Source organism: Rahnella sp. NRRL B-41462 (genome assembly GCF_003263525.1).
Classification (GTDB): Bacteria; Pseudomonadota; Gammaproteobacteria; order Enterobacterales; family Enterobacteriaceae; genus Rahnella; species Rahnella aceris.
Genome location: NZ_JYDF01000039.1, coordinates 71,392 through 90,519, shown reverse-complemented (window position 1 = coordinate 90,519; position 19,128 = coordinate 71,392). Strand labels below are relative to the sequence as shown.

General features: G+C 52.4%; 14 protein-coding genes. 12 read left to right on the top strand and 2 right to left on the bottom strand.

What is annotated here, in order from left to right; genetic code table 11:
* Window positions 1–253 precede the first annotated feature (253 nt).
* The 4 genes from metA (at window position 254) to aceK (ending at window position 6,284) form a co-directional block, all read left to right on the top strand.
* On the top strand, window positions 254–1,183 hold the full coding sequence (gene metA / locus UC14_RS11015; protein WP_013577392.1) for a homoserine O-succinyltransferase: 930 nt from the start codon (window positions 254–256) through the stop codon (window positions 1,181–1,183).
* A 374-nt stretch (window positions 1,184–1,557) separates the two neighbouring features.
* A complete protein-coding gene (gene aceB / locus UC14_RS11010) occupies window positions 1,558–3,156 on the top strand; it encodes a malate synthase A (RefSeq protein WP_112197689.1) in 1,599 nt (532 codons plus the stop codon).
* A 40-nt stretch (window positions 3,157–3,196) separates the two neighbouring features.
* The gene (gene aceA / locus UC14_RS11005) at window positions 3,197–4,519 is read left to right on the top strand and encodes an isocitrate lyase (RefSeq protein ID WP_013577390.1); all 1,323 of its coding nucleotides are present in this window, start codon (window positions 3,197–3,199) and stop codon (window positions 4,517–4,519) included.
* A gap of 52 nt (window positions 4,520–4,571) precedes the next feature.
* Window positions 4,572–6,284, top strand: a complete 1,713-nt coding sequence (aceK, locus tag UC14_RS11000) for a bifunctional isocitrate dehydrogenase kinase/phosphatase (protein ID WP_112197688.1) — start codon at window positions 4,572–4,574, stop codon at window positions 6,282–6,284.
* Between the two features lie 45 nt (window positions 6,285–6,329).
* On the opposite strand, the gene iclR is transcribed toward aceK, so the two are convergent.
* Complete coding sequence (iclR, locus tag UC14_RS10995; RefSeq protein WP_013577388.1) at window positions 6,330–7,172, bottom strand: glyoxylate bypass operon transcriptional repressor IclR; 843 nt, start codon at window positions 7,170–7,172, stop codon at window positions 6,330–6,332.
* Between the two features lie 247 nt (window positions 7,173–7,419).
* On the opposite strand from iclR, the gene metH reads away from it, so the two are divergent.
* The gene (gene metH / locus UC14_RS10990; RefSeq protein ID WP_013577387.1) at window positions 7,420–11,121 is read left to right on the top strand and encodes a methionine synthase; all 3,702 of its coding nucleotides are present in this window, start codon (window positions 7,420–7,422) and stop codon (window positions 11,119–11,121) included.
* A gap of 148 nt (window positions 11,122–11,269) precedes the next feature.
* On the opposite strand, the gene UC14_RS10985 is transcribed toward metH, so the two are convergent.
* On the bottom strand, window positions 11,270–11,980 hold the full coding sequence (locus tag UC14_RS10985) for a UTRA domain-containing protein (RefSeq protein WP_013577386.1): 711 nt from the start codon (window positions 11,978–11,980) through the stop codon (window positions 11,270–11,272).
* A 204-nt stretch (window positions 11,981–12,184) separates the two neighbouring features.
* Here UC14_RS10985 and UC14_RS10980 point away from each other — a divergent pair, with 204 nt between their 5' ends.
* The 7 genes from UC14_RS10980 (at window position 12,185) to UC14_RS10950 (ending at window position 19,115) form a co-directional block, all read left to right on the top strand.
* Window positions 12,185–13,243 carry an ABC transporter substrate-binding protein gene (locus UC14_RS10980; RefSeq protein ID WP_013577385.1) on the top strand — a complete coding sequence of 353 codons (1,059 nt, stop codon included), beginning with the start codon at window positions 12,185–12,187 and terminating at the stop codon, window positions 13,241–13,243.
* An 81-nt stretch (window positions 13,244–13,324) separates the two neighbouring features.
* Window positions 13,325–14,122, top strand: coding sequence for an alkaline phosphatase family protein (locus tag UC14_RS10975; protein ID WP_013577384.1), 798 nt, complete (start codon window positions 13,325–13,327; stop codon window positions 14,120–14,122).
* A gap of 26 nt (window positions 14,123–14,148) precedes the next feature.
* A complete protein-coding gene (locus tag UC14_RS10970) occupies window positions 14,149–14,991 on the top strand; it encodes an ABC transporter permease subunit (RefSeq protein ID WP_037034946.1) in 843 nt (280 codons plus the stop codon).
* Between the two features lie 22 nt (window positions 14,992–15,013).
* A complete protein-coding gene (locus UC14_RS10965) occupies window positions 15,014–15,799 on the top strand; it encodes an ABC transporter permease (protein WP_013577382.1) in 786 nt (261 codons plus the stop codon).
* 2 nt (window positions 15,800–15,801) lie between these two features.
* A complete protein-coding gene (locus UC14_RS10960; protein WP_112197687.1) occupies window positions 15,802–16,794 on the top strand; it encodes an ABC transporter ATP-binding protein in 993 nt (330 codons plus the stop codon).
* A complete protein-coding gene (locus tag UC14_RS10955; protein ID WP_112197686.1) occupies window positions 16,791–17,447 on the top strand; it encodes an HAD family phosphatase in 657 nt (218 codons plus the stop codon). The genes UC14_RS10960 and UC14_RS10955 overlap by 4 nt, the downstream gene beginning before the upstream one ends.
* 15 nt (window positions 17,448–17,462) lie before the next feature.
* Window positions 17,463–19,115, top strand: coding sequence for a Na/Pi cotransporter family protein (locus UC14_RS10950; RefSeq protein ID WP_013577379.1), 1,653 nt, complete (start codon window positions 17,463–17,465; stop codon window positions 19,113–19,115).
* Window positions 19,116–19,128 lie beyond the last annotated feature (13 nt).

Sequence of the window (19,128 nt, the reverse complement as noted above, 5' to 3'; positions counted from 1 at the left end):
TTTTGCTATGCGGAATTTGAAATGCTCTGTACATTATCTATCCTAAAAACCGTCAGGATCCACAACTTAACTCGCCGTTTTTATCTCTCCTGCGCCCTGAACTGCTCTCCTTTATAACCAGACCGTCTAAATTAGTAGCTTAAGCTGAAACATTTTCACTTACCGCTTGCAGGCTCGACATCTCAATCAAAACCCGTTATCTTCGGCTATCTAGAAGTCTAAACGTATAAATGGATGTAGTGAGGAAGTTGTCATGCCGATCCGGGTTCCAGATGAATTACCAGCCGTGAATTTCCTGCGCAATGAGAACGTTTTTGTCATGACGTCATCACGTGCGAAAACGCAGGAGATCCGTCCTCTTAAGGTGCTGGTTCTCAACCTGATGCCGAAGAAAATTGAGACCGAAAATCAGTTTTTACGGCTGCTTTCCAACTCTCCTCTGCAGATAGATGTGCAGCTGCTGCGCATTGACAGTCGTGAATCTAAAAACACCCCTGCAGAGCATCTGAATAATTTCTATTGTGACTTTGAAGACATTCAGCATGACAACTATGATGGCCTGATCGTTACCGGTGCGCCTTTAGGATTGGTCGATTTTTGTGATGTAGCATACTGGCCGGAAATTGAGCGCGTGATCCACTGGGCGAAAAAGCATGTAACATCCACACTTTTTGTTTGCTGGGCGGTTCAGGCTGCTCTGAATGTGCTTTATGGACTACCTAAAATGACCCGCGAAGCGAAGCTTTCGGGTGTGTATCCTCATCAGACGCTGCAACCGCTGGCATTACTGACCCGTGGCTTTGATGAAAGCTTCCTGGCACCCCATTCCCGTTATGCAGATTTTCCGGCTGATGTGCTCCGCCAGCACACGGATCTGGAGATCTTTGCTGAATCCGACGAAGCCGGCGCCTATCTCTTTGCGACAAAAGATAAGCGGATGGCTTTTGTGACCGGGCACCCTGAATATGATGCGGGAACGTTGGCAGGAGAGTATCTGCGTGATGTGGCGGCGGGGTTATCACCTGAAATGCCTTACAACTATTTCCCGCAGGATAACGCCGAGCTGGCACCGAAGGCGACCTGGCGAAGCCATGGACATCTGCTGTTCACTAACTGGCTGAATTACTATGTTTATCAGATCACGCCGTTTGATCTGCGCCAGATGAATCCGACACTCGAGTAAATCCCCTTCCGCTTCCAGCAGACGATCTTACCGGTCGTCTGTTTTTCTCCCCTTTTTCTCCCTGCGATCTTTTTTCTGATCTTCTTCCTTCTGCATACATTTTTCTTAGATTCGAAATTCATTCCCATTTTACGGAAAATTTATTTAATTCTATCTAATTGATTAAAAACAGAACTTTTTTAATTTTTAAATAAAATGGAAATCGTTTTTGATTTTATGAAATTACTGATTACGCTTAAATCTATCGGGCAATAAATAACCAGAGAAAAGCCACCTCAGGATCATGAGCGTATCTCGGGTATGTTTTCGACCGTAATAGCATCTGTTCAGTGAGGCGGTCTGGCAGATTAAGCAGATAAATCAGGAGATAAACGATGTCTGAGCAAATTACCCGCAGTCAGCTTGGTTTTACGCGCCGTTTTGGTGAAAACGAAGCGCAAATTCTGACCGAAGAAGCCGTGGATTTTTTATCCGAACTGGTTGTCCGTTTTACCCCGCTGCGAAATCGATTACTGGCCGATCGCATTGCCGTACAGCAGAAGATAGATCAGGGGGTGTTGCCTGATTTTATTTCGGAAACGCATTCCATAAAAAATTCAGATTGGAAGGTACGGGGCATTCCGGCTGATTTACTGGATCGCCGGGTAGAAATCACTGGTCCTGTCGAACGCAAGATGGTGATCAATGCGCTGAACGCCAATGTAAAAGTCTTTATGGCGGATTTTGAGGACTCTCTGGCACCGGACTGGCAGAAAGTTATAGAAGGGCAGATTAACTTACGCGATGCGGTGAACGGGAGTATCAGCTACACCAATGAATCCGGGAAAATTTATCAGCTCAAACCTGATCCTGCCGTTCTGATTTGTCGTGTACGTGGCCTGCATTTACCTGAAAAGCATGTGAACTGGCAGGGTGAAGCTATTCCCGGTTCGTTGTTCGATTTCGCTTTGTACTTTTTCCATAACTATCGCGCATTACTGGCAAAAGGCAGTGGCCCCTATTTCTATCTGCCAAAAATGCAGTCTTATCATGAGGCTGACTGGTGGAGCCAGGTCTTCAGTTTTGCCGAGGATTATGCGGGATTGGCGCGGGGCACGATTAAAGCCACGGTGCTGATTGAAACCCTGCCTGCGGTTTTCCAGATGGACGAAATCCTTTACCACTTGCGCGATCACATTGTCGGATTGAACTGTGGTCGCTGGGATTACATCTTCAGTTATATCAAAACGTTGAAGAATCATTCTGACCGTATATTACCTGACCGTCAGTCCGTAACGATGACTCAGCCTTTTCTAAATGCTTATTCCCGGCTGCTGATTAAAACCTGTCACCGGCGTGGAGCATTTGCGATGGGCGGAATGGCAGCCTTTATTCCCAGCAAAGACGTTAAGCGTAACGAGTGGGTGCTGAATAAAGTCCGGACAGATAAAGAGCTGGAAGCGAATAACGGACATGATGGTACCTGGATTGCACACCCTGGGCTGGCTGACACCGTGCTTGAAGTGTTCGATAAAGCGCTGGTCAACCGTTCAAACCAGCTGGATGTACTACGTGAAGAAGATGCCGAAATTACTGCAGAGCAATTACTCGAACCTTGTTCCGGCGAGCGTACTGAAGAGGGAATGCGCGCCAATATTCGCGTCGCAGTGCAATACATTGAAGCCTGGATTTCTGGCAACGGCTGCGTCCCGATTTACGGGTTGATGGAAGATGCTGCCACGGCTGAAATCTCCCGCACATCCATCTGGCAATGGATCCACCACGGCAAAACGCTTAATGACGGACAACCCGTCACCAAGCCGTTATTCCGCCGCATGCTGAACGAAGAAATGCTGGTTATTCAGCAGGAGTTGGGCGAACAACGTTTCAGCGCCGGTCGTTTCACGCAGGCGGCTGCCTTGATGGAAAAAATCACCACACAAGATGAGTTAATCGACTTCCTGACCCTGCCGGGCTATCAGCTGCTGGCCTGATCCTTCTTACCCTACACATAAAAAGACCGGAGTATTTGCCATGAAAACGAACCGTACTCAGCAAATTCAGCAGCTTGAAGAAACGTGGAGCCAACCACGCTGGAAAAATATCACCCGACCTTACACGGCGGCAGAAGTGATCAGCCTGCGAGGTTCAGTCAATCCGGAGTGTACGCTGGCTCAGCACGGAGCCGCCCGCCTGTGGAATTTACTCCACGGCGCATCGCGTAAAGGGTATGTGAATTGCCTCGGCGCGCTGACAGGTGGCCAGGCCTTACAACAGGCAAAAGCGGGTATCGAAGCCATTTATCTCTCGGGATGGCAAGTTGCCGCGGATGCCAATACGGCTTCCAGTATGTATCCCGACCAGTCTTTGTATCCTGTGAATTCGGTGCCTGAAGTTGTGGCGCGGATTAACAACACTTTTCGTCGCGCTGATCAGATCCAGTGGGCCAATAACATTGAGCCCGGGCAGCCTGGCTATACCGACTATTTCCTGCCGATTGTGGCGGACGCTGAAGCCGGTTTTGGTGGCGTACTCAATGCCTTTGAACTGATGAAATCCATGATTGAAGCCGGTGCTGCCGCCGTTCATTTTGAAGATCAGCTTGCTGCGGTGAAGAAGTGCGGGCATATGGGCGGCAAAGTTCTGGTGCCGACACAGGAAGCCGTACAGAAGCTGATTTCCGCGCGTCTTGCCGCCGATGTTCTTGGTGTGCCGACGTTATTGGTGGCACGTACCGATGCCGATGCGGCAGATTTACTGACGTCGGACTGCGACCCGTATGACAGCCAGTTTATTACCGGCGAAAGAACACATGAAGGTTTCTACCGGACGAACGCCGGTATTGAGCAGGCCATCAGTCGCGGTCTGGCGTACGCACCTTATGCCGACGTAGTGTGGTGCGAGACATCGACGCCTGATCTGAAACTGGCTCAGCGTTTTGCTGAGGCCATCCACGCTAAATTCCCGGGCAAATTGCTGGCCTATAACTGTTCGCCATCGTTTAACTGGAAGAAGAATCTCGACGATAAAACCATCGCCAGTTTCCAGGACCAGTTGGCCGCGATGGGTTACCAGTATCAGTTCATTACGCTGGCGGGCATTCACAGCATGTGGTTCAACATGTTCGATCTTGCCCATGCTTATGCACAGGGCGAGGGGATGAAGCACTACGTGGATAAAGTGCAGGAGCCGGAATTTGCGGCCATAGATCGCGGCTATACCTTTGCTTCTCATCAGCAGGAAGTCGGAACCGGCTATTTCGACAAAGTCACCACCATTATTCAGGGCGGTCGCTCCTCGGTCACCGCACTCACCGGCTCTACCGAAGAACAGCAGTTTTCTCCGACGTCACACTGATGCTCATCAGACCTGGTGAAAGCCGGGTCTCTTTCCTCAGGGAGTCGCCACTATGCGTATAGAGCTGTTGATTGCGCAGACTATTTTACAGGGGTTCGACGCCCAGTACGGCCGCTTTCTCGAAGTGACATCGGGGGCGCAGCAGCGCTTTGAAAATGCCGACTGGTCAGCGGTACAGGCAGCGATGAAGCAACGTATCCATTTGTATGACCACCATGTCGGTCTGGTTGTCGCCCAGCTCAAATGCATTACCGGCCAGCGTTTTTATGATGCCGCGTTTCTGATCCGCATAAAGGAATGTTACTCCGGATTACTGCCTGATTATCCGAGGGCTGAAATCGCTGAAAGCTTTTTTAATTCAGTCTATTGCCGGATTTTCAAACATCGCGATCTGACAGCGGACAAACTTTTTATTTTCAGTGAGCAGTCCTCCCGGCGTCAGCAACATTGTGCCCGTCCTTTGTCACGCCTCTACCCGGTTCAGGGTAATTTCTTTGCCACGCTGGTAAAAGTCCTTGATGACCTGCCGGTGCGCTTACCGTGGGAGGATGCGAACCGTGATGTGGATTATATTGCCACTGCATTAAAGCAACGCTTCCCCGCAGAGTGGCTTGCGGATGCTGATATTGAGATCGCTACCGAGATTTTTTATCGCAATAAAGCCGCGTGGATAATCGGCAAAATCAGATGTGCTTCACAGATATTCCCGCTGTTATTGCCGGTGCATCTTAGTCATCAGAATGAGTTATTTGTTGATGCCTGTCTGACGGAAAGCAACGATGCCAGCATAGTCTTTGGCTTTGCCCGCTCATATTTTATGGTGTATGCCCCGCAGCCCGGTGCGCTGGTTGAATGGTTACGTGAGATTTTACCGGCCAAAACCACGGCTGAGCTGTACAGCGCTATCGGTTGTCAAAAACACGCAAAAACAGAATGTTACCGTGAGCATTTGCACTTTATAGCGCAAACCGACGAGTCTTTTATTATTGCGCCGGGGGTCAAAGGCATGGTCATGCTGGTATTTACCCTGCCTGGCAGTGACCGCGTGTTCAAGGTGATAAAAGATAATTTTGCGCCGCAGAAAGAAGTGACTGAGGCACAGGTCAAAGCCTGCTATCAGTTGGTGAAAGAGCATGACCGCGTCGGGCGGATGGCCGATACCCAGGAATTTGAGCACTTTGTTCTGCCAAAGAATAACATCAGCCCTGAACTGATGGCTGAACTACAGCGCGAAGTACCTGCCAAGATAGAAGATCTGGGGGACAGCATTGCGCTCCGGCATCTGTACATTGAACGGCGTATGACGCCGCTGAATTTATATCTGGAACAGGCCAGCGATACGCAGCTTCATGACGTGATTGAAGAATACGGCAATGCGATCAAACAACTGGCTGCGGCGAATATCTTCCCCGGCGACATGTTGTTTAAGAATTTTGGCGTGACCCGTCATGGTCGTGTGGTGTTTTATGACTACGATGAAATCTGCTACATGACTGAAGTTAATTTTCGCGATATTCCCGCACCCCGTTACCCGGAGGATGAACTGGCCAGCGAACCCTGGTACAGCATTGCTCCGGGCGATGTTTTCCCGGAAGAATTCCGGCATTTCCTTTGCAGCGACAAACGCCTTGGTCAAATCTTTGAAACGCTACACGACGATTTGTTTAGCGCCGGTTACTGGCGCGGTTTGCAACAGCGTATCCGTGAAGGGCACGTCGAAGATGTTTTTGCGTATCGTCGTTCCCGGCGTTTTAGCCAGCGTTAATTTGCTGAAATCCTCCCGGATAATGGTGGGATTTCAGCATCTTTCTCAGTGTTTTCCACCGCCGTAGGCCTGCGTGATTTCTTTCGCCGCATGAATCACCAGTGCACCCAGTTCCGTCACGCGGTCATCGGTGATTCGTGAAACCGGGCCCGAGATTGAAATCGCCGCATAGGCATCGTTGTGTTCGTCGTAAATGCAGGTTGCCACACAACGCAGTCCGAGCGCATGCTCTTCATCATCAAAGGCATAGCCGCGTTTACGGGTATCCGCCAACTCCTGCTTCAGATTCACAGGAGACGTTTTTGTCAGGGGCGTATAGCTGTGCAGGCCTATTTTATGCAGCAGTTTTGCCAGACGCTCTTCCGGCAACGTCGAAAGAAATGCTTTACCGGCACCCGACGCATGCATCGGTAATTTGCCACCAATCGGCGCTGACATCCTCATCAGGGCATTGCACTGCACCTGATCGATGATGATCGCCTGATAATCACTGTGATCCAGCACCGCCAGATTCACCGTTTCGCCGGATTCTTCCATCAGGCGGCGTAACATCGGATGCACCATTGCCAGTAAATTCCGGCTTTGCAGGAAACTGCTTCCTACGATAAAAGCATGTGAGCCAATGGTCCACAGGCCCAAATCGCCGACCTGACGGACAAATCCCTGCTGTTGCATGGTGGTCAGAAGGCGGTGGGTGGTGGAATTGGGTAAACCCGCCTGCTGGGCGAGATCGGTCAGTGCCACGCTGCCCTGGGCTTCAGCGATATATTCCAGCAACTTAAGGCCACGTGTCAGGGACTGTACCTGCCCGGTCGCGGCGCTGCCGGTTACAGCCGCGGCTTTGGTTTTCTTAGCACGTTTGGCCGGAGCCGTTACGGACGTTGCCATGAGCCTGTTCCTTGTAAGATGTGCCAAAAGCTGGCGAAGAAAAATCATTTTTGGAATTGGTTTTCGTTTTTACAGTATGGATCGCAACCTGCCTTTACGCTCATCCGATGTGTTGCACTGCGTTTGCGGGATGTCTTCCCGAATTGAAAAAGTCTCACGTCGGTGCGGGCTTTTGGCTGAGGAAGGTATGCTAGGATGTTGACCATGATTTCCGGCGCATGAATGAACAATTTGCCGGGTGTGCGTGATGGGTGATGAGGTGAAAGTGACTAATCGAGTTGAGGCGCTACATAAGCAGCTGGCACAGCGCATTTTGGTTCTGGATGGCGGCATGGGCACCATGATCCAAAGCTATCGTCTGGAAGAAGAAGATTACCGTGGTGAGCGTTTTGCTGACTGGGAAAGCGATCTTAAAGGCAATAATGATCTTCTGGTGCTCTCCAAACCCGACGTGATCGTCGAGATCCATAACGGTTATCTTGCTGCTGGTGCAGATATCCTCGAAACCAACACCTTCAACTCCACCACGATTGCAATGGCTGACTACCATATGGAATCGCTGTCGGCTGAAATTAACTATGAAGCTGCGCGGCTGGCGCGTCAATGTGCCGATGCGTGGACCGCCCGTACGCCGGATAAACCGCGTTATGTTGCCGGGGTTTTAGGCCCGACCAACCGGACGGCGTCGATTTCCCCGGATGTTAACGATCCCGCATTTCGTAACGTATCTTTCGATCAGCTGGTTGAAGCCTACCGCGAATCCACCCGGGCACTGATCGAAGGCGGTGCCGATCTGATCATGATCGAAACCGTATTTGACACTCTCAACGCCAAAGCCGCGACGTTCGCAGTAGAAAGTGAATTCGAAGCAATGGGCATCGTATTGCCTGTCATGGTTTCCGGCACGATTACTGATGCTTCCGGCCGCACCTTATCTGGCCAGACAACCGAAGCTTTTTATAACTCGCTGCGTCACGTTAAACCGCTCACCTTTGGCCTTAACTGCGCGCTGGGGCCGGATGAGTTACGTCAGTATGTCGCTGAGTTATCTCGTATTGCAGAATGTTATGTTACCGCGCACCCGAACGCCGGTTTACCTAATGCTTTCGGTGAATACGATCTCGAAGCCAAAGAAATGGCTGAGCATATTGCCGAATGGGCACGCTCGGGCTTTCTGAACATTGTCGGTGGCTGCTGTGGTACCACGCCTGCGCATATCGCGGCGATGGTGAAAGCCGTGGAAGGCGTACCGCCCCGCGCTTTACCGACCATTCCTGTTGCCTGTCGTCTGGCAGGGCTGGAACCGCTGACCATCGATCCACAGACGCTGTTTGTGAACGTCGGTGAACGTACTAATGTGACCGGTTCTGCTCGTTTCAAGCGACTGATTAAAGAAGAAAAGTATGCGGAAGCGCTGGCGGTAGCCCGTCAGCAGGTAGAAAGTGGCGCGCAAATCATCGATATCAACATGGATGAAGGGATGCTCGACGCCGAAGCGGCAATGGTGCGTTTCCTCAGCCTGATTGCCGGTGAACCGGATATCGCCCGTGTGCCGATCATGATCGATTCCTCCAAATGGGATGTTATCGAAAAAGGCCTGAAATGCATTCAGGGCAAGGGGATTGTTAACTCCATTTCCATGAAAGAAGGCGAAGAAGCCTTCCTGCACCACGCCCGTATGGTACGCCGGTACGGCGCGGCCGTTGTGGTCATGGCATTCGATGAAACCGGGCAGGCGGATACCCGCGCCCGCAAAATTGAAATCTGCCGCCGTGCCTACAAGCTGTTGACTGAAAAAGTCGGCTTCCCGCCGGAAGACATCATTTTTGACCCGAATATCTTTGCGGTGGCGACCGGCATTGACGAACACAACAACTACGCCGTCGATTTCATCGAAGCCTGCGCCGATATCAAAGCACAACTGCCGCATGCGCTGATTTCCGGCGGTGTTTCCAATGTTTCATTCTCTTTCCGTGGTAACGAACCGGTACGTGAAGCCATTCACGCCGTCTTCCTGTATCACGCCATCCGCAACGGTATGGATATGGGCATCGTCAACGCCGGTCAGTTGGCGATTTATGATGATTTACCGGCTGAACTGCGCGACGCCGTCGAAGATGTGATCCTCAACCGCCGCGATGATGGTACTGAGCGCCTGCTTGAACTGGCTGAAAAATACCGTGGCAGCAAGGACGATGGAGAAGCGAATAAGCAGCAGGCGGAATGGCGCAGTTGGGACGTGAAAAAACGCCTCGAATACTCGCTGGTGAAAGGCATTACCGAATTTATCGAACTGGATACTGAAGAGTGCCGTCAGCTGGCCGCGCGTCCTATCGAAGTGATCGAAGGCCCGCTGATGGACGGTATGAACGTCGTCGGCGACCTGTTTGGTGCCGGTAAAATGTTCCTGCCGCAAGTGGTGAAATCCGCGCGCGTGATGAAACAGGCTGTGGCCTATCTGGAGCCATACATTGAAGCCAGCAAGGAAAAGGGCCAGACCAACGGCAAAATCCTGCTGGCCACGGTCAAAGGCGATGTCCATGACATCGGTAAAAACATCGTTGGCGTGGTGCTGCAATGTAATAACTACGAGATTATCGATCTCGGTGTAATGGTGCCGACGGACAAAATCCTGAAAACCGCCATCGAAGAAAACGTCGATATCATCGGGCTTTCCGGGCTGATTACGCCGTCACTCGATGAAATGGTCAACGTCGCGAAAGAAATGGAGCGGCGTGGTTTTACCATGCCGTTGCTGATTGGCGGCGCAACCACATCGAAAGCGCACACTGCGGTGAAAATCGAAAAAAATTACAGTGGTGTGACCTGCTACGTGCAAAACGCCTCGCGTTCTGTCGGCGTGGTGTCTGCGTTGCTGTCAAAAGATCAGCGGGACGCGTTTATCGAACGTACACGTAAAGAGTACGACACTGTACGTATCCAGCATGGTCGTAAAAAGCCGCGCACGCCGCCAGTGAGTCTTGAAGTGGCCCGCGACAACGCTACTTTTATCGATTGGGAAGCTTACACGCCACCGGTGGTCCATCGTCTGGGCATCCAGAAAGTCGAAGCCAGCATTGAAACACTGCGCAATTACATCGACTGGACGCCGTTCTTCATGACCTGGTCGCTGGCAGGTAAATATCCGCGCATTCTTGAAGATGAAGTTGTCGGCGAAGAAGCGAAACGCCTGTTCAAAGATGCCAATGACCTGCTCGATAAACTTTGCGCTGAGAAATTGCTCAACCCACGCGGCGTCGTCGGTCTCTTCCCGGCAAACCGCAAAGGCGATGACATCGAAATCTACAGCGATGAACGCCGCGAAGACGTGCTGGTGGTCAGCCATCATCTGCGTCAGCAAACGGAAAAAACCGATTTCGCCAACTATTGCCTGGCTGACTTTGTCGCACCGAAATCCAGCGGCAAGAAAGATTACATGGGGGCATTTGCTGTAACCGGCGGGCTGGAGGAGGATGCGCTGGCCGAGGCGTATGACAAACAGCATGATGATTACAATAAAATCATGATCAAGGCGCTGGCTGACCGTCTGGCAGAAGCGTTTGCGGAATACCTGCATGAGAAAGTGCGCAAGGTGTATTGGGGTTTTGCCGCCAACGAGAATCTGAGCAACGAAGAGTTGATCCGCGAGAATTATCAGGGAATACGTCCGGCGCCCGGTTACCCGGCCTGTCCTGAACACACTGAAAAGGGGCAAATCTGGAAGCTGCTGGATGTGGAAGCCAATACCGGTATGCAACTGACCGAATCCTTTGCGATGTGGCCGGGTGCTGCGGTGTCAGGCTGGTATTTCAGCCACCCTGACAGCAAATACTTCGCCGTGGCACAAATCCAGCGTGATCAGGTCGAAGATTACGCGGCACGTAAAAATATGCCGGTCGCCGAAGTGGAGCGCTGGCTGGCGCCGAACTTAGGTTACGACGCCGACTAATACCCGTCATCCTTCAAGTTGACTCTGCATTGGCTGCCATCACAACCCCAGTCACTTACTTCAGTAAGCTCCTGGGGTTCATTCAGTTGCCGCCTTAATTCATCTCGAATGATTTAGGGTATCCCATCGGTGTTTTTTTCCACTTAAATCAACTCACTTCCACATCAATGTGCAGCGCGTCATAGCGCCAGTATTCTAAATCGCAGTCGATAACCCGGTCGTGCTGGTCGCGGTTAATACGCGTAATAAACAGCGCCGGACTGCCGGGAGCCACTTTCAGCGCATGTGACGCCTCTTCAGGCAGCAATGTCGGCACCATGTCGAAACGCACGCGTCCGTAATGGATGTCATAGCGGGATGCGTACAAATCAGTCAGCGATGTCGTGAGATCCGCGTCAAGAATGCCCTGAAAATACAGAGGATTAAGATAGTGCTCGACGTACAAAACCGGGCGGTTATCGATATAACGCAACCGCCGGATGCAAATGACCTCACTCTCTGACGGCAACAATAACTTCTGACACACCGTATCGCTGGCAATACAGTGCTTCGCATCAATCACTGTGGTCTTTGCGCTGCGCCCCTGATCTTTCGCCATTGCGTGAAAGTGACTTCTTTGCAGCGGGTTGTAGACAATGCGTGGCGGGGAAACAAACCAGCCCCGGCGTACTTCCCGGTAAATCAGACCCTGGGCCTCAAGCTGGCTCAATGCTTCCCGTAATGTAATACGGGTAGTGGAAAACTGTTCACTCAACGTGCGCTCAGAAGGCAGCCTTCCCTCGGCAGAAAATGCCCCGGCCGCAATACTTTCGCTTAATGCCTTGCAGATAACGGCAAGGGTAGTCTGCGATTCACTCATCGGTCAGCAAGCCTCATTTCAGTGCGTTTTTGCACCAATCTGAACTTTCATCATGTAAATAATGTGCGCTTGTTAACAGCGATAAGCTTAAAACTGCTGCTTTTTCGCACTGACATATAATTATCACAATTGAGCGTTAGATTGGCTTGGTTCTTGCTGGACTAGACCAGCACTTCACACACACTACCATCCGGAGCATACGTTATGAAACAGTTGTTCGCTTCTGTGTTAACCAGCGCGCTTGTCCTCTCCGCTTCATCGGCATTTGCCGCTGAACCTCCTGCTGCACTCCTGAAAGCGGCACAAGCCGAAGGAACGGTAAACAGTGTCGGTATGCCTGATGACTGGGCGAACTGGAAAGGAACCTGGAGTGATCTGAGCACCAAGTATGGCCTGAAACACAGCGATACCGATATGAGTTCGGCACAGGAGATCGCGAAATTCCTGGCAGAAAAAGACAATGCCAGTGCTGATATTGGCGACGTGGGTGCAGCTTTTGGACCCGTTGCCGTGCAAAAAGGCGTGACTCAGCCCTATAAACCGACCACCTGGGATCAGGTACCAGACTGGGCAAAAGATAAAGAGGGTATGTGGGCACTTGCTTATACCGGCACTATCGCCTTCATCATTGATAAATCGCAGGTTAAAGATGAGCCACACAGCTGGGCTGATCTGCTAAACAGCAAATACAAAGTGACTATCGGTGACGTGAGCACCGCAGCGCAGGCCGCAAATGGCGTGCTGGCGGCAACTTACGCGATGGGCGGCAATGAAAAGGACCTGAAACCAGGTCTGGAATATTTTGGCAAACTGGCGAAAGCAGGGCGTCTGAGCCTGACTAACCCGGTCATCGCGTCTCTGGAAAAAGGTGAAGTGCAGGTTGGCGTAGTCTGGGACTTCAACGGTCTGAGCTATCGCGACAAAATCGACAAAACCCGCTTCGACGTGGTGATCCCATCTGATGGCACTATCACGTCCGGTTACACCACGATCATCAACAAATTCGCCAAACATCCGAACGCCGCCAAACTGGCGCGTGAATACATCTTCTCTGATGCCGGTCAGATCAATCTGGCACAAGGCTATGCCCGTCCAATCCGTGCCGATCACATCACGCTGCCAGACGATGCAAAAGCCAAACTGCTGCCTTCCAGCGAATACAAAAATGCGCACCCGATTGCAGATCCGGCTGCCTGGGATAAGAGCGCGAAAACCTTGCCGCGTCTGTGGCAGGAAAACGTCATGATCAACATGCAGCAGTAATTGATTAAAAAATAAGAAAAACCGGACAGCGAAAGCATTGGTTAATAACAACACCTGTAAGAAATGAAAGGTATACATGGTATGAAGAGCATTCTGGTAGTACTCGACGGGCTGAATTATCAGGTCGGCCGCGACGCAATGGGTTATCTGCAAGCCCAGTGTGCCGCAGGACGCGGCCGCTTGTATCAACTGGAATGCGAATTGCCTTCGCTGTCCCGGCCACTTTATGAATGCATTCTCACCGGTATCACGCCGGTGGTGAGTGGCATTGTTCACAACCACGTTGACCGGTTATCGACTCAACGTAGTATTTTCCACTATGCCCGCGACGCTGGCCTGACGACGGCTGCTGCGGCTTATCACTGGGTCAGCGAGCTGTATAACCGCACGCCGTTTGACCCGCCGCGTGACCGCCACACCAGCGATGACTCGCTGACTATCCAGCACGGCCATTTTTATTACGATGATAGTTACCCTGATTCGCATCTGTTCGATGACGCCGAAAGCCTGCGTCGTCGTCATGATCCCGACTTCCTGCTGATCCACCCGATGAACATTGATGATGCCGGGCATAAATTTGGCCTGTCGACGCCCCAATACCGCAACAAAGCACGGACCGCAGACGGCATCCTGTCGCGCTATCTGGGCGACTGGCTGGACGCCGGTTATCAGGTGATCGTGACTGCGGATCACGGTATGAATGATGACCGCAGCCACGGCGGTATTTTGCCGGAGGAGCGTCAGGTGCCGCTGTTCGTCTTCGGCAGTGCGTTCAGCTTCAAAGAGGCCGCACCGTTGCAGACGGAGTTATGCGGAACTGTTTGTCAGATCCTCAATATTGCCCACGACAAGCCACATTGCGCGGCATTACTGGCCTGAATCCCGTCACTTTTAGAGGATACCCGATGAAAGCTAAGTGGATTGCGGCGTTGTTTATGCTGCCGTTTCTGGTGTTTTTCATCGCTTTTCAGCTGGCGCCGCTGACATGGATTGCGGTGAGCAGCTTTTACAGCGAAACCTATGAAGCCTGGGGACTGGGCAATTACACCGACATTCTGACATCACCGTTCTATTTACAGGCTATGCGTTTCTCACTGGATATTTCCATCTGGTCGAGTTTATACGGTTTGCTTATTGCGTTAGTGGGTAGTTACTCACTTCGCCAGCTTGGCCCGACAAAGCTGCACGACTTTGTGATGTCGTTTACTAACATGACCAGCAACTTTGCGGGCGTACCGCTGGCCTTCGCCTTCGTTATCCTGCTTGGCCTGAATGGTTGTCTGACGCTGCTGCTGAAAAAATATGGCCTGATGGAACACTTCGACCTCTATTCAAAAGATGGCCTGATTGTGCTCTATACCTATTTCCAGATCCCGCTCGGCGTGTTGCTGATGTATCCGGCATTTGATGCGTTACGGGAGGACTGGCGCGAGTCAGCGGCCTTGCTGGGCGCGGGACGCTGGCGTTACTGGCGTCATATCGGTATTCCGGTACTGTTCCCGGCCTTGCTCGGCACCTTCGTTATTTTGCTCGCCAATGCCCTTGGCGCGTATGCCACGGTGTATGCGCTGACCACCGGTAACTTTAACGTGGTGCCGGTGCGTATCGCGGCGTTGGTCTCGGGGGATATTTCTCTCGATCCGAATATGGGCAGCGCGCTGGCGATGTTGCTGGTGGTGCTGATGGCCTTTATCACGCTGATCCATCAGTGGTTATTGCGTAAAAGTTATCTCAGTCAGCGCAGCTGACGGGCAGAAAAAGGAACGTAAGATGTCGCGGTCTGAAGCAATTTACCACCGTGTGGTGATCTGGATTTTACTGATTGTCCTGATGTTGCCGCTGCTGGCGACGCTGGTCTATGCGCTGGTGCTGGAATGGGGGGCGACCATTTTACCGAGCGGCTTTACGCTGAAATGGCTGGTGGAACTGTGGAGCGATCCGCGCTTCCTGATTGCGCTCTGGCATTCGCTGCTGGTGTGTTTCGGCACACTTTTTCTGTCGCTGGTGCTGATCCTGCCCCTAATGTTTGTGATTGCTTACTATTTCCCTAAGCTCGATGCACTGATGAACATCCTGATCCTGCTGCCGTTCGCCGTGCCGCCGGTGGTGTCATCGGTGGGCCTGATGCAACTCTATTCCGCTGAACCGCTGGCGCTCACCGGTACGCCGTGGATCCTGATTGGCTGTTACTTCACCATCGCGCTGCCGTTTATCTATCGTGCTATTTCTAACAACATGCAGGCGATCAACCTGCGTGACCTGATGGATGCTGCACATCTGCTCGGTGCCAGCACCTGGAAAGCGGCGCTGCTGGTGGTTTTGCCTAACTTACGCAAAGGCGGAATGATTGCCGTCCTGCTGTCGTTTTCCTTCCTGATCGGGGAGTTTGTGTTCGCCAATCTGCTGGCGGGCAGCCGTTATGAAACGGTTCAGGTTTACCTCTATAACATGCGTAATGGCAGCGGCCATTTTACCAGCGCATTGGTCATCTCCTATTTCATGGTCGTCCTGATTTTCACCTGGGTGGCGAACATGCTGAACAAAGGAAAGAGCTGATTATGTCGTATTTGCAGGTTACTCAACTCAACAAGTCTTACGGTCCGACGCAGATTTTCAACAACATCGATTTCTCAGCAGAAGAGGGAGAATTCGTCACACTGCTGGGGCCAAGCGGCTGCGGAAAATCCACGCTGCTGCGCTGTCTGGCCGGTCTGACTTCCGTCGACAGCGGAAAAATTCTGATTCAGGGGCAGGATATTGTGCCGCTGCCGCCACAACAGCGCGGCATCGGCATGGTCTTCCAGAGCTATGCGCTGTTTCCTAATATGACGGTGGAAGCCAATGTCGCGTTCGGCCTGAAAATGCAAAAGATACCGGCTTCAGAGCTGCACCGGCGCGTCGGTGAAGTACTGGAACTGGTGGAAATGAACGATTACGCAAAACGTTATCCGCATCAGCTTTCCGGTGGTCAGTGTCAGCGTGTGGCACTGGCGCGTTCACTGGTTACGCAGCCGCGCCTGTTGCTGCTCGACGAACCCCTTTCCGCGCTCGATGCCCGTATCCGTAAGCATCTGCGTGAGCAAATCCGCCGTATTCAGCGTGAAATGAATCTGACGGCGATTTTCGTGACCCACGATCAGGAAGAAGCGCTGACCATGTCCGACCGGATTGTGCTGATGAACAAAGGGCAAATCGTCCAAAATGCCGATGCCGAAACCCTGTATACTGAACCGGTGGATGCGTTTGCTGCGGGCTTTATCGGCAGCTACAACCTGCTAAGCCCTGAACAGGCGATGGCGCTGACCGGCATAACTTACACGAGCCGTGTCGCCATCCGTCCGGAGTCGGTCACAATATGCGAGCTGATTGAAGGTATTCCGGCTAAAATTATCAGCCACAGTCTGCTTGGCAACGTCGTGCGTTATCGCGTTTTAGCACACGGAGTTGAGCTTTCTGTGGATGTCTTAAACCGTTCTGTGGCCTCACTTCGCGCCGATGGCAGCGATATTGGTCTACAGTTAGATCTTGTTACGTTACGGGAAGTTGCATGAAACTGGCGCTGTTTGATCTCGATGAAACCCTGATTAGCGGCGACTGTTCGAGTTTGTGGTCAGCCTACATGGTGGCAAATGGCTGGGTGGCCGATGAGCAGGCTTTTCTGCAACAAGATGCCGCGCTGATGCAGCAATATGCTATCGGTCAGATGGATATGCAGGAGTACATGCGTTGTACTTTGGTGCCGCTGTCCGGCCGCAGTCAACGTGATGTCGCGGCGATGGTCGCGAATTATATTCAGGATGTGATTGCCCCGCGTGTTTACACGCAGGCGCGTGAGTGTCTGGCTGCTCACCGTGCACAGGGCGACCGGACGGTAATTATTTCCGCGTCCGGTGAACATCTGGTGCAGCCGATTGCCCGTTTTCTCGGTGTTGATGAAACGCTGGCGATTGGTGTTGAAATGAAAGACGGGCGTTTTACCGGCGCCACACGAGGGACGATGACCTATCGCGAGGGAAAAGTCTCGCGGTTGCTGGAGCTCATCAATCAGGACGCATCCCTTTTGCAATCAGCCAGTTTTTATTCTGATTCCCATAATGATCTGCCGTTGCTGACCCGCGTGGGCCAGCCGGTGGCGGTGAATCCAGACGCTATCCTGCTCCAGCACGCCCGGCAGGCAGGATGGCCGGTCTATGCCTGGCGTTAATGGAGCTGTTCTTTCGTGTTAACCCTTTTGCATTTGTTGTCTGCTATTTCTCTGCTCGTATGGGGTACGCACATCGTGCGTACCGGCATCATGCGTGTCTTTGGCGCCAATCTGCGCCGTGTTCTGAGTAACAGTGTCGAGAAAAAACCGCTGGCGTTTGTGGCGGGCATTGGCGTTACTGCGCTGGTGCAAAGCAGTAATGCTACCGCGCTGCTGGTCACGTCGTTTGTATCGCAGGGGCTGGTAGCCCTGGCTCCGGCACTGGTGATTATTCTCGGTGCAGATGTCGGGACCGCCGTGATGGCGCGTATCCTGACCTTCGATCTCTCCTGGCTTTCTCCGCTGCTGATTTTCGTCGGTGTCGCGTTCTTCCTCAGCCGTAAACAGACCCGCGCGGGGCAAATGGGTCGTGTCGGTATCGGGCTGGGGCTGATTTTACTGGCGCTGGAGCTGATTGTGGGCGCCGCGACGCCGATCATGCAGGCCTCCGGCGTTAAAGTTTTATTCTCGTCCCTGACCGGTGATGTGCTGCTCGATGCCCTGACCGGCGCAGTGTTTGCCATCATCAGTTATTCCAGTCTGGCGGCGGTGTTGCTGACGGCAACCCTTGCCGCGACCGGCGTGATTTCGCTTAAAGTGTCACTTTGTCTGGTCATCGGTGCCAACCTCGGCAGCGGGCTGCTGGCGATGATTAACGCCAGTAAAATGAATGCCGCCGGTCGCCGCGTGGCGCTCGGCAGTACGCTGTTTAAACTGATTGGTTTGGTGATTGTGCTGCCGTTTGTCGGACTGTTGTCGACGCAACTGGCGCGGCTTGGCATTCCGGATGAAGAACTGGTGATCTACTTCCACATGTTCTACAACCTGATCCGTTGTCTGGCGATGGTGCCGCTGACGGCGCCGATGGCGAAGGTTTGCGAGATGATGATTGCCGATGTGCCTGAAGATGATCCCCGTCTGCGTCCGCGCCATCTGGATGTCAGCGCAATTGATACCCCGACGCTGGCGCTGGCCAATGCCGCCCGTGAAACCTTGCGCATGGGCGACGTGGTCGAACATATGCTGATCCTCAACCGGGAAGTGATGCACGGTAAACTGGCGCAGGATCGCGAAGTGCGGCGTCTCGACGATGACGTTGATGTGCTCTATACCGCCATCAAACTGTATCTGGCGCAAATCAACAAGGAAGGACTTGGCGAAGATGATTCCCGCCGCTGGGCTGAAATCATCGAAATGGCGCTGAACCTCGAACAGGCCGGTGACATTATCGAGCGCATGACCGGCGATATCACCGCCAAATCCCACGCTACCCGACGCGCGTTCTCGCCGGAAGGACTGGTGGAGCTGGATGCCTTACATGAGAAATTGCAGGATAACCTGCGCCTGAGTCTGGGCGTTTTCCTGTCGAACGATCTGACCAGTGCGCGCCGTCTGCGCCGCTCCAAACACCGTTTCCGCATTCTCGACCGCCGTTATGCGCATGCGCACGTCGATCGCCTGCATCAGCATAATGTGCAGAGTATCGAAACCAGCTCGCTGCACCTCGGGTTGCTGGGGGATATGAAACGTCTGAACTCACTGTTCTGTGCAGTGGCCTATAACGTGCTGGATCAGGATGAGCAGGAAGATGAGCAGCGCGAACCGAATGATGATGTGCAACGGGTGTAGGACGAATCAAAAC

What these genes read in the sequence shown, in the direction of transcription:
- metA (WP_013577392.1), top strand. Translation starts at nt 254, where the DNA reads ATGCCGATCCGGGTTCCAGATGAATTACCAGCCGTGAATTTCCTGCGC.
- aceB (WP_112197689.1), top strand. Translation starts at nt 1,558, where the DNA reads ATGTCTGAGCAAATTACCCGCAGTCAGCTTGGTTTTACGCGCCGTTTT.
- aceA (WP_013577390.1), top strand. Translation starts at nt 3,197, where the DNA reads ATGAAAACGAACCGTACTCAGCAAATTCAGCAGCTTGAAGAAACGTGG.
- aceK (WP_112197688.1), top strand. Translation starts at nt 4,572, where the DNA reads ATGCGTATAGAGCTGTTGATTGCGCAGACTATTTTACAGGGGTTCGAC.
- iclR (WP_013577388.1), bottom strand. Translation starts at nt 7,172, where the DNA reads ATGGCAACGTCCGTAACGGCTCCGGCCAAACGTGCTAAGAAAACCAAA.
- metH (WP_013577387.1), top strand. Translation starts at nt 7,420, where the DNA reads ATGGGTGATGAGGTGAAAGTGACTAATCGAGTTGAGGCGCTACATAAG.
- UC14_RS10985 (WP_013577386.1), bottom strand. Translation starts at nt 11,980, where the DNA reads ATGAGTGAATCGCAGACTACCCTTGCCGTTATCTGCAAGGCATTAAGC.
- UC14_RS10980 (WP_013577385.1), top strand. Translation starts at nt 12,185, where the DNA reads ATGAAACAGTTGTTCGCTTCTGTGTTAACCAGCGCGCTTGTCCTCTCC.
- UC14_RS10975 (WP_013577384.1), top strand. Translation starts at nt 13,325, where the DNA reads ATGAAGAGCATTCTGGTAGTACTCGACGGGCTGAATTATCAGGTCGGC.
- UC14_RS10970 (WP_037034946.1), top strand. Translation starts at nt 14,149, where the DNA reads ATGAAAGCTAAGTGGATTGCGGCGTTGTTTATGCTGCCGTTTCTGGTG.
- UC14_RS10965 (WP_013577382.1), top strand. Translation starts at nt 15,014, where the DNA reads ATGTCGCGGTCTGAAGCAATTTACCACCGTGTGGTGATCTGGATTTTA.
- UC14_RS10960 (WP_112197687.1), top strand. Translation starts at nt 15,802, where the DNA reads ATGTCGTATTTGCAGGTTACTCAACTCAACAAGTCTTACGGTCCGACG.
- UC14_RS10955 (WP_112197686.1), top strand. Translation starts at nt 16,791, where the DNA reads ATGAAACTGGCGCTGTTTGATCTCGATGAAACCCTGATTAGCGGCGAC.